Annotated in this window: 8 protein-coding genes; 2 read left to right on the forward strand and 6 right to left on the reverse strand. The window is 36.4% G+C overall.

Features of this window, described 5'->3' with window-relative positions; genetic code table 11:
- Positions 1-222: 222 nt before the first annotated feature.
- Positions 223-1,128 (reverse strand): DMT family transporter, encoded by a 906-nt coding sequence (locus B3D98_RS15760; protein WP_288584146.1) that lies wholly within the window; start codon positions 1,126-1,128, stop codon positions 223-225.
- Between the two features lie 132 nt (positions 1,129-1,260).
- Between B3D98_RS15760 and B3D98_RS15765 the strand changes: the two genes are divergently transcribed.
- A complete protein-coding gene (locus B3D98_RS15765; RefSeq protein WP_004233792.1) occupies positions 1,261-1,983 on the forward strand; it encodes an MgtC/SapB family protein in 723 nt (240 codons plus the stop codon).
- 14 nt (positions 1,984-1,997) lie between these two features.
- Positions 1,998-2,981: a cation diffusion facilitator family transporter gene (locus B3D98_RS15770; protein WP_048395811.1), complete on the forward strand. Its 984-nt coding sequence runs from the start codon at positions 1,998-2,000 to the stop codon at positions 2,979-2,981.
- A 53-nt stretch (positions 2,982-3,034) separates the two neighbouring features.
- On the opposite strand, the gene B3D98_RS15775 is transcribed toward B3D98_RS15770, so the two are convergent.
- From B3D98_RS15775 to B3D98_RS15795, 5 genes are all read right to left on the reverse strand, one after another.
- The gene (locus B3D98_RS15775) at positions 3,035-3,733 is read right to left on the reverse strand and encodes a hypothetical protein (protein WP_048395809.1); all 699 of its coding nucleotides are present in this window, start codon (positions 3,731-3,733) and stop codon (positions 3,035-3,037) included.
- Between the two features lie 360 nt (positions 3,734-4,093).
- Positions 4,094-5,257, reverse strand: coding sequence for an iron-containing alcohol dehydrogenase (locus tag B3D98_RS15780; protein ID WP_131522565.1), 1,164 nt, complete (start codon positions 5,255-5,257; stop codon positions 4,094-4,096).
- 367 nt (positions 5,258-5,624) lie between these two features.
- The gene (locus B3D98_RS15785) at positions 5,625-6,869 is read right to left on the reverse strand and encodes a Glu/Leu/Phe/Val family dehydrogenase (protein ID WP_004233781.1); all 1,245 of its coding nucleotides are present in this window, start codon (positions 6,867-6,869) and stop codon (positions 5,625-5,627) included.
- A gap of 83 nt (positions 6,870-6,952) precedes the next feature.
- Positions 6,953-8,146 (reverse strand): ornithine--oxo-acid transaminase, encoded by a 1,194-nt coding sequence (locus B3D98_RS15790; RefSeq protein ID WP_004233780.1) that lies wholly within the window; start codon positions 8,144-8,146, stop codon positions 6,953-6,955.
- Between the two features lie 250 nt (positions 8,147-8,396).
- Positions 8,397-9,039: aldehyde dehydrogenase family protein (locus tag B3D98_RS15795; protein WP_288584153.1), on the reverse strand; the 643-nt coding region annotated here is incomplete at its 5' end.

Genomic DNA, 9,039 nt, shown 5'->3' on the forward strand with positions numbered 1-9,039 from the left:
TTGATGTCCAAAATTGTGTTTTATTCACTAGCAAAACTAGCTACTTAAAACTTTATTGATTACGTTTTGCTTGTTCAGTTTTCAAGGTTCATTTTATTTAAGTCGTTTTCAGCGACTTTATTATCTTATCTCATTCCCAACTAAAAGTCAACAACTTTTCAAAACTTTATTTTCAAGCGTTCCTTCTTGTTAAGGACAAGTAATAATATATAATATAGCATTTTAAAAATCAAGCATTTTTCTTAAAAAATTAAAAATCTTTTTAATATCTATTACAAACAATAGAATTCCTGCTAATACAATCAATCCACCGATGATTTGTGTCATGATTAAATACTCTTTAAATATCACCAAAGCTAAAAGAGCAGCTCCTACAGGCTCAAATAATATAGCAATTGAAACAACATTCGTACTAACATATTTAATTGACCAATTAAACAAAGTATGACCAAGTAAATTTGGTATTAACGCTAATAAGATAAACCATAACCAATCCATCGAAGAATATGGACCAAAAGATTCCCCTTTAACCATTACATATATAAATAAAGTGATGGTACTTACAACATATACAACCATTGTATAGGTTACAAGTGATAATCTCTTACGTACATCCTGTCCTAATAGAAAATAAGCTGTCGCTAGTGCACAAGCAACGAGCGCCAGTACATCTCCATATAAGGCTGTTCCACTTACTTTAAAATCGCCCCAACTAATTAAAATACTTCCTATTATTGCAATTGATCCTGCTACGATTGTTTTCACCGTAATTTTCTCTTTAAAGAAAAAGTAAGTGCCCACAAACGCAAACAAAGGTTGTAGTGTTACTAAAACTGTTGAACTTGCTACTGAAGTATAGTTGAGTGATTCAAACCATAATATAAAATGAAAAGCTAAAAAAATCCCTGCAACTGAAGAAAATAGCCAATCACGTCTTTTTAAAGTCGTTAACTCCTTTGTATATCCCCTTAAAAACCATGGCGCCATGATTAAAACGGAAAATAGCATGCGATAAAATGCTATAATCCCCGCTTCCGCCGATGCTAATTTCACAAAAATAGCTGACATCGATACTGAAATTACACCAATCACAATCGGGATGTATGGATGGATTTTTGGCTGCTCCAAAAAACCCCACCTTCCTAAAAAAATACTTATATGTCCTTACTTCATGTTGTACAATACAAAAAAGTGATGCACATATAATAATGACAGTTTGCATATCTCTTAGCAATACGAAATATCAATGGAGGGTTGTGTATGGAAACATTATTCGAAAATATGATTACATATGAAGTTGGCATAAAATTAGTTATTGCAGCCACATTAAGTTTAGTAATCGGTATCGAAAGGGAATTAAAGAAAAAACCAGTTGGATTAAAAACAAGTTTAGTTATTGCTACTTTCAGCTGCTTATTAACGATTATCTCCATTGAAACTGCCTACTCAACCCCCGCTAGAGAAGATATTAATATTACGATGGACCCTCTTCGTTTAGCCGCACAAATTGTTAGTGGAATTGGCTTTCTTGGTGCAGGAGTCATTCTAAGACGCGGGAATGACAGCATTACGGGTTTAACAACCGCTGCTATGATTTGGGGAGCCGCTGGTATTGGTATTGCGGTTGGTGCAGGTTTTTACATGGATGCAACACTAGCTGTTGTGATCATTGTTTTTGGAATTGAAGTACTATCACCTTTTCTTATGAAAATCGGACCAAAGCGAATTCGTATGCGGGAAATTTTATTAAAAGTCCAAATTGATGATGACAACCATACAGAATCATTTCTATTATTTTTAAAGGACAACAACATTATCATTGAAAATATACGCATTAAAGATGTGCACTTAAAAAACGATAGTGTTTTACATGAGTTAGATTTACGTCTTTCCTTAATCGTCTCGGATAATTTGTTGTCATTTTATCGTTCATTACGAGCACTATCTTATATAGAAAAAATCGAAATGGAAATTTTAAACTAGTTGGAGGATTTTTTATGGCAGAACTATTAAAACTACTAAAAGACGGTAACAAACCCTCTCTAATGGCTGCATGTGTAAATGCATTTTTAGGAATTATTAAAGGAATCGCCTTTTTCTTTACAGGTAACGTTGCGATGTTTGCAGAAATGATGCACTCTCTAGGCGATGCAGCAAACCAATTATTTGTGTATATAGGGTCAGCACTCTCTAAAAAGGCACCTACAAAACAATTTCCCGGTGGCTTTGGTCGTATTGTCAATTTAGTATGCCTTTTCGCCGTAATAATTGTAGCTATCCTTTCTTATGAAACAATAAAAGAAGGTTGGCATCATTTTATTCATCCCACAGGAGAGTCTAGCGGGATATTGATTGCCCTAGGAGTATTATTCATCGGGATTGTTTTAGAAGGGACAGTGCTAGCTAAAGCGGCTGCAGAAGTGCTACATGAATCAGGTCAAGAAAAAGCAGGTATCGCATCTATTCCGAAAGCATTCACATACTTGAATAGAGCAAAACCGGCAACAAAATTAGTTTTTATGGAAGATTTAGTTGCTACTGGAGGCAACTTCTTAGCCTTTGCTGCTATTTTAATTGCTTATTTTACAGGTTGGGGTCGAATAGAAGGACTAGTTTCGATGATAATTGGGGTCATGATGTTTTATGTTGTAGGTAAGGTATTCCTTGATAACGCACGTGGTGTCATTGGTGAAACTGATGAAGAGATGTTAAACCATATCGCTCACCTCGTAATGGATGATCCAAATATCAAAGATATTGTGCGTCTTGAAGTGATTAAAGAAGGTGAGTTTTTACATGTAGAATTAGTGGCTGAAGCTGATCCGCTTTTATCGTTAGCCTTTTTAGATGATGTTCGGGATCATTTAACAGAGGTAATCCTAAGCCAAAAAGGAGTATCTAAAGTAGCTATATTATTCGACGAAGATGATGGGAAAACAAGCTGGATACACGTTGGTGAAAAACCAAACAACTCCATTTAATACTTTATAAAAACAAATAGCCAATTGCCGTATTTCAGGCAGTTGGCTATTTGTTAGACTAATTTTAAATTAGGAATATCCTCATAACCTACATAAACATGGTTTGTAATCATAAAAGTAAGTAATTTATTACAAGCAATCATTTGTCTTTTACCATTCTGCTGAATAACGATTTTTGAAAATAGTAAGGAGGCTTGACGATTAGCTAATGCATATTCTTCTGCATTGAGAATATTTCTGCCATCCACATGACAACCCAACACGAAATTTCCTAAAAAAGAATCCTTTAATACATTCGGATGCATGGATTGGTAATGTACTTCAGCAATTGAATCTTCTATATTCATAAATTGATGGGCTACCAAATAATGTTTTAAAGCACCTTTTAAATCAATTGCAATAGCTGTATCTGCTAAAATTGTTCGATAATAAACGGGAACAATCTCAGCACCCCCCAAATACGGCTTAACTTCTACAACAATTTCTCCAGAAGGACGAACAAATAATTGTACAATTGCTTTATTTACACCATCCGAAAAAATAACATTCGTTCGCCCAAAACGCACGCTTTTAAAAAATATACTTTGATCTACAATGTATCCAGTGATAATTTTATCATTTTCAATTTGCAATGATTTCGCTTCAATCCCCAATACCTCTACACAATTTTGCATTTTATAAACATGTTGCTGAAATGGCATTTCTATACAACTTAATGTAACAATACGATCCTGTAGCAATTGTTTCAACATTTGATCCCTCTCCTCTTTGTTTAATATTGTAATTATTTTAGTAAAGGTGGCTGAACAACTTCTGAACATTGACACACGAATTGACTGATTACGACAAAAAACTATCCTTTTCTGTCATTCCATAAATCACCTTATAGTAAAACAATCTACAATATAGGTTGAATGACTCAGCTAAGAACATGACTTTCCTCACTTAAAATAAAGAAAAATACATTTATATTCCTTCTATTATGTATCTATTTTATTATATTGCAGGACTAAAGAAACTTCTACGACAAAATTCTACATTAATCGTTAATTTTTCTTAACCTTGCAATAAAAAAAGTATGAGGCTATAAGCATAGCCTCATACTTAAAGTATTAAAGAGAATTTCGTAAAATGGTTCTTACATCTTCCTCTTGCAATCGATTAAAGTTGCCAAAAGGGCCATTTTGCATAGCATGATCTACAATTTGCTGGAATTTCGAATCATCAATATCGTAATCTGCCAAACGACTAGGTGCCCCTAATGATGTCCAAAATGCAGATAAACGATCAATCCCCTCATAAGCAACCTCTTCTACTGTTTTGCCTGTTGCCTCGACTCCAAACACACGTGTTGCTATACCTGCAAAACGCTCAGGATTTACTGGTACATTTAAACGCATCCAATGCGGTTGAAGAATGGCTAAACCACCTGCATGTGGAATGTCATATACAGCAGATACTGCATGTTCAATATTATGAGATGCCCAATCCCCTCGTGAACCAATTGATAGGAACCCATTTAAACCAATTGTCCCTGCTAATAGAATAGTTTCGCGTAACTTCGTATTTTCTAGGTCCTCTAATAATTTTGGAGCTGTCGTAATAACCGTTCGCAATACCCCTTCACACATTTCATCTGTGATAGGAGTATTCGTTGTATTGTGGAAATATTGCTCAAATACATGCGACATCATATCCACTATTCCATACACAGTGTGATTTTTAGGTACAGTCACTGTATATGCAGGGTTTAGTATCGAAAATTTCGGGAAGGCTGCTGGACTACCCCAACTTAGTTTTTCTTCTGTAGCAGCATTCGTTATCACAGATCCAGCATTCATTTCTGAGCCTGTAGCAGCAAGTGTTAATACCGTACCTAGTGGTATAGCTTGTTCTACAAACACTTTACGTTTCACGATATCCCAAGCATCGCCATCATACTTAGCGCCAGCAACAATTAATTTAGAACAATCGATTACTGAACCACCACCCACAGCAAGAACTAAGTCAATTCCTTCAGTTTTGCATATCTCAATACCTCGTCTAGCTGTTTCTACTCGTGGATTTGGCTCTACACCACCTAATTCAAATACGGTTTTATCCGCCTGTTGTAATTTTTCTATAACAGCATCGTATACACCATTCGATTTAATACTTCCGCCACCATATACAACTAATACCTTGTTTCCAAATTGCTCTAATTCTTTCGGCAATTTTTCAAGTGCATCCTCACCAAAATGTAGTTTCACTGGGTTAAAAAAAGTAAATGAATCCATCTAATTCGCCCCTTTCTAGTTGGATTTTCTCATAATTACGCTAGAGAAAGCAAAGATTAAACGCTGTCAACACTTTGCTATTTCGAAAGCGTTTTTTCAAACTGTTCAGATTTTGTTCAGACAATAGTTGTATAGTACTACTCATTACATAAAATAAAAGGAATTTTTGCACATGCTTATTATTGTAATTGTTGTCGTAACCATAATTTTGAGCTTTTTTCTGCTAAGATTTTTTAAAATCAAAAAAATAAGGAACGAAAAAAAGATGCTATTAGAGCAGCGCCTAGACCACCTTCTTCAATCAAATAAAAACGAAAAAAATGAGTCATCCCAATAATATAGGAATGACTCATTATCTTCTTTTTACTTAAACCCAACCACGGAAGCGAGAAGCTTCTGCAGTACGGCGAACACCTACCATGTAAGCTGCTAAGCGCATGTTGATGTTACGTGTTGTTGCTGTTGTATATACATTATCAAATGCTTCGACCATTTTTTTGTATAGACGTTCTTCCACTTCTTCTTCTGTCCAATAATAACCTTGGTTATTTTGCACCCATTCAAAGTAAGAAACTGTAACTCCACCTGCAGAGGCTAATACGTCTGGTACAAGTAAAATGCCACGCTCTGTTAAGATTTTAGTTGCTTCAGCTGTTGTTGGACCATTTGCTGCTTCTACTACGATATTTGCTTTCACATTATGTGCATTGTCAGCAGTAATTTGATTTTCAATAGCAGCTGGTACTAAAATATCACAATCAAGCTCTAACAATTCTTTGTTTGAAATTGTGTTTTCAAATAAAGTAGTTACTGTTCCGAAGCTATCGCGACGATCTAATAAATAGTCGATATCTAAACCTTCAGGATCATGAAGTGCACCATAAGCATCTGAAATACCGATTACTTTCGCACCTAAATCATGCATGAATTTTGCAAGGAAGCTTCCTGCGTTACCAAATCCTTGAATAACAACACGAGCACCTTTAATATCAATACCACGTTTTTTTGCTGCTTCTTCGATTACGATTGTAACACCTTGTGCAGTCGCACGGTCACGACCTTGAGACCCACCAAGTACTAGTGGCTTACCAGTGATGAAGCCAGGAGAGTTGAACTCATCCATTCGGCTATATTCATCCATCATCCATGCCATAATTTGTGCATTTGTAAATACGTCTGGCGCAGGAATATCTTTTGTTGGTCCTACGATTTGACTTACCGCACGAACATAGCCACGGCTTAAACGTTCGATTTCGCCCATTGACATTTGACGAGGATCACAAATGACACCGCCTTTACCACCGCCGTACGGTAGATCGACAATACCACATTTCAATGTCATCCACATTGAAAGCGCTTTAACTTCCTCCTCAGACACTTGTGGGTGGAAACGAACCCCACCTTTAGTTGGTCCTACAGCATCATTATGTTGTGCACGGTAACCAGTAAATACTTTTGTTGTACCATCATCCATTTTCACTGGGATACGTACTTGTAGCATGCGAAGCGGTTCTTTTAGTAATTCATACATTGCTTCATCATAGCCAAGTTTATTTAGAGCATCTTGAATGACATCTTGTGTTGATGTGAAAAGATTTAAGTTTTCAGACATTATTAAATCGCCTCTTTGTTTTTTTTAATGATAGTTATCGGCATCATTGTAACATACTTCCGAATTAAAATGTGAACATTTTGTTAAAGTTTAAATACTTTTTCAATTTGTTCGATTGACCAATCTAAATCCTCTTGAGAAATAACCAGTGGTGGGGCAAAACGAATTACTGTATCATGTGTTTCTTTACATAATAGACCTAATTCTTTAAGTTTTTCACAGTATGGACGAGCTGCTTCTGTTAGCTCCATACCGATAAATAAACCACGACCACGTACTTCCTTAATAACTGGGTTGTTAATTTCTTTTAATTTACCTTTGAAGTATTCGCCAAGTTCGTGTGAACGCTCTGCTAATTTTTCATCTAATAATACTTTAATAGATGCAATTGAAACTGCACAAGCTAAAGGATTACCGCCAAAAGTTGAACCATGTGAACCCGGGTTGAATACACCTAAAATACTACGGTTTGCAGCCACACAAGAAATTGGGAATACGCCGCCACCTAGAGCTTTACCCAAGATATACATATCTGGTTCTACTTCTTCCCAATCACAAGCAAACATTTTACCTGTACGTGCTAAACCAGCTTGAATTTCGTCAGCAATGAAAAGTACATTGTTTTCACGGCAAAGTTCACGAGCTGCTTTTAAGAAGCCTTCTGTTGGAATGACGATACCCGCTTCACCTTGAATTGGCTCAATTAAAAATGCAGCAGTGTTTGGTGTAATAGCCGCTTTTAAAGCTTCAAGATTACCATAATCTACTAATTTAACATTTGGTAGCATTGGACCAAAACCACGACGGTATTCTTCATCAGAAGATAAAGATACAGCTAGCATTGTACGACCATGGAAGTTACCATTACATGCAATAACTTCAGCTTTACCCTCTTCTACGCCTTTTACATCATATGCCCAACGACGAGCTGCTTTAAACGCAGTTTCTACTGCTTCAGCACCAGTATTCATTGGTAATACCATTTCTTTATTTGTTAATTTCCCTACTAGCTCATACCATTCACCAAGGTTTTCACTGTAAAAAGCACGTGAAGTTAACGTTACTTTATCAGCTTGCTCTTTTAAAGCAGCGATAATTTTTGGGTGACGGTGTCCTTGGTTTACTGCTGAATAAGCAGATAACATATCTAAATATTTGTTACCTTCTGGATCTTTAACCCAAGCACCCTCAGCCTCTGAAATAACGATTGGCAGTGGATGATAGTTTGCTGCACCAAAATTTTGTGTTTGTTCAATAACTTGTTGAGTTTTTGTCATATCCTATTCTCTCCTTACTAATCATGTTGAAAAACTTTATAAAAGAAAGGGACTATGTATCACTATAAGTAGAATGATTAAGAATATAGCAACAATTCAAACGGTAAATTTGCTAACTTCTCCAAGGTAAACTACGTCATGAAAGTCTACGGTTTTAGCCAGGGTAGCGTTACCTGGAGAAGTGTCACAAATTCATTCAAAATGCCTCAATTTCTACCTACTTTGAACAGCCCTCACGTCAATGTGAAAATTAAAGCATTTCTGAAGTTGTTTTTGCTTGCATATGCAGTTGTAGGTAGTCTGGGCCACCTGCTTTTGAATCTGTACCTGACATGTTGAAGCCACCAAATGGTTGGTAACCTACGATAGCACCTGTACAGCCACGGTTGAAGTAAAGGTTTCCAACATGGAATTCTTCACGTGCTTTTTCTAGGTTCATACGGTTTGTTGTGATAACAGCGCCTGTTAAACCGTATTCTGTATCGTTTGCAATTTCAATCGCATGGTCGAAATCTTTTGCTTTTGCAATGGCTACCACTGGTCCGAAGATTTCTTCCTTCATAATACGAGCAGAAGGATCTACGTCCGCGAATACAGTTGGTTGTACGAAGTAGCCGACTGAATCATCTGCTGTACCACCAGCTACTAAACGACCTTCGCCTTTACCGATTTCGATGTACTCTGTAATTTTATTGAATGCTGCTTGGTCAATTACTGTTGCCATGAAGTTGCTGTAATCAGTTGGGTCACCCACTGTTAAAGCGTTTGTTAACTCTTCTACGCGATTTACCACTTGCTCATACACATCTTCTACGATGACAGCACGAGAACATGCTGAACATTTTTGACCTGAGAAACCAAATGCTGATTTCACGATGGATTGTGCAGCTAAT

It is taken from the genome of Lysinibacillus sp. UBA5994, assembly GCF_002429725.1.
Lineage (GTDB): Bacteria > Bacillota > Bacilli > Bacillales_A > Planococcaceae > Lysinibacillus > Lysinibacillus capsici.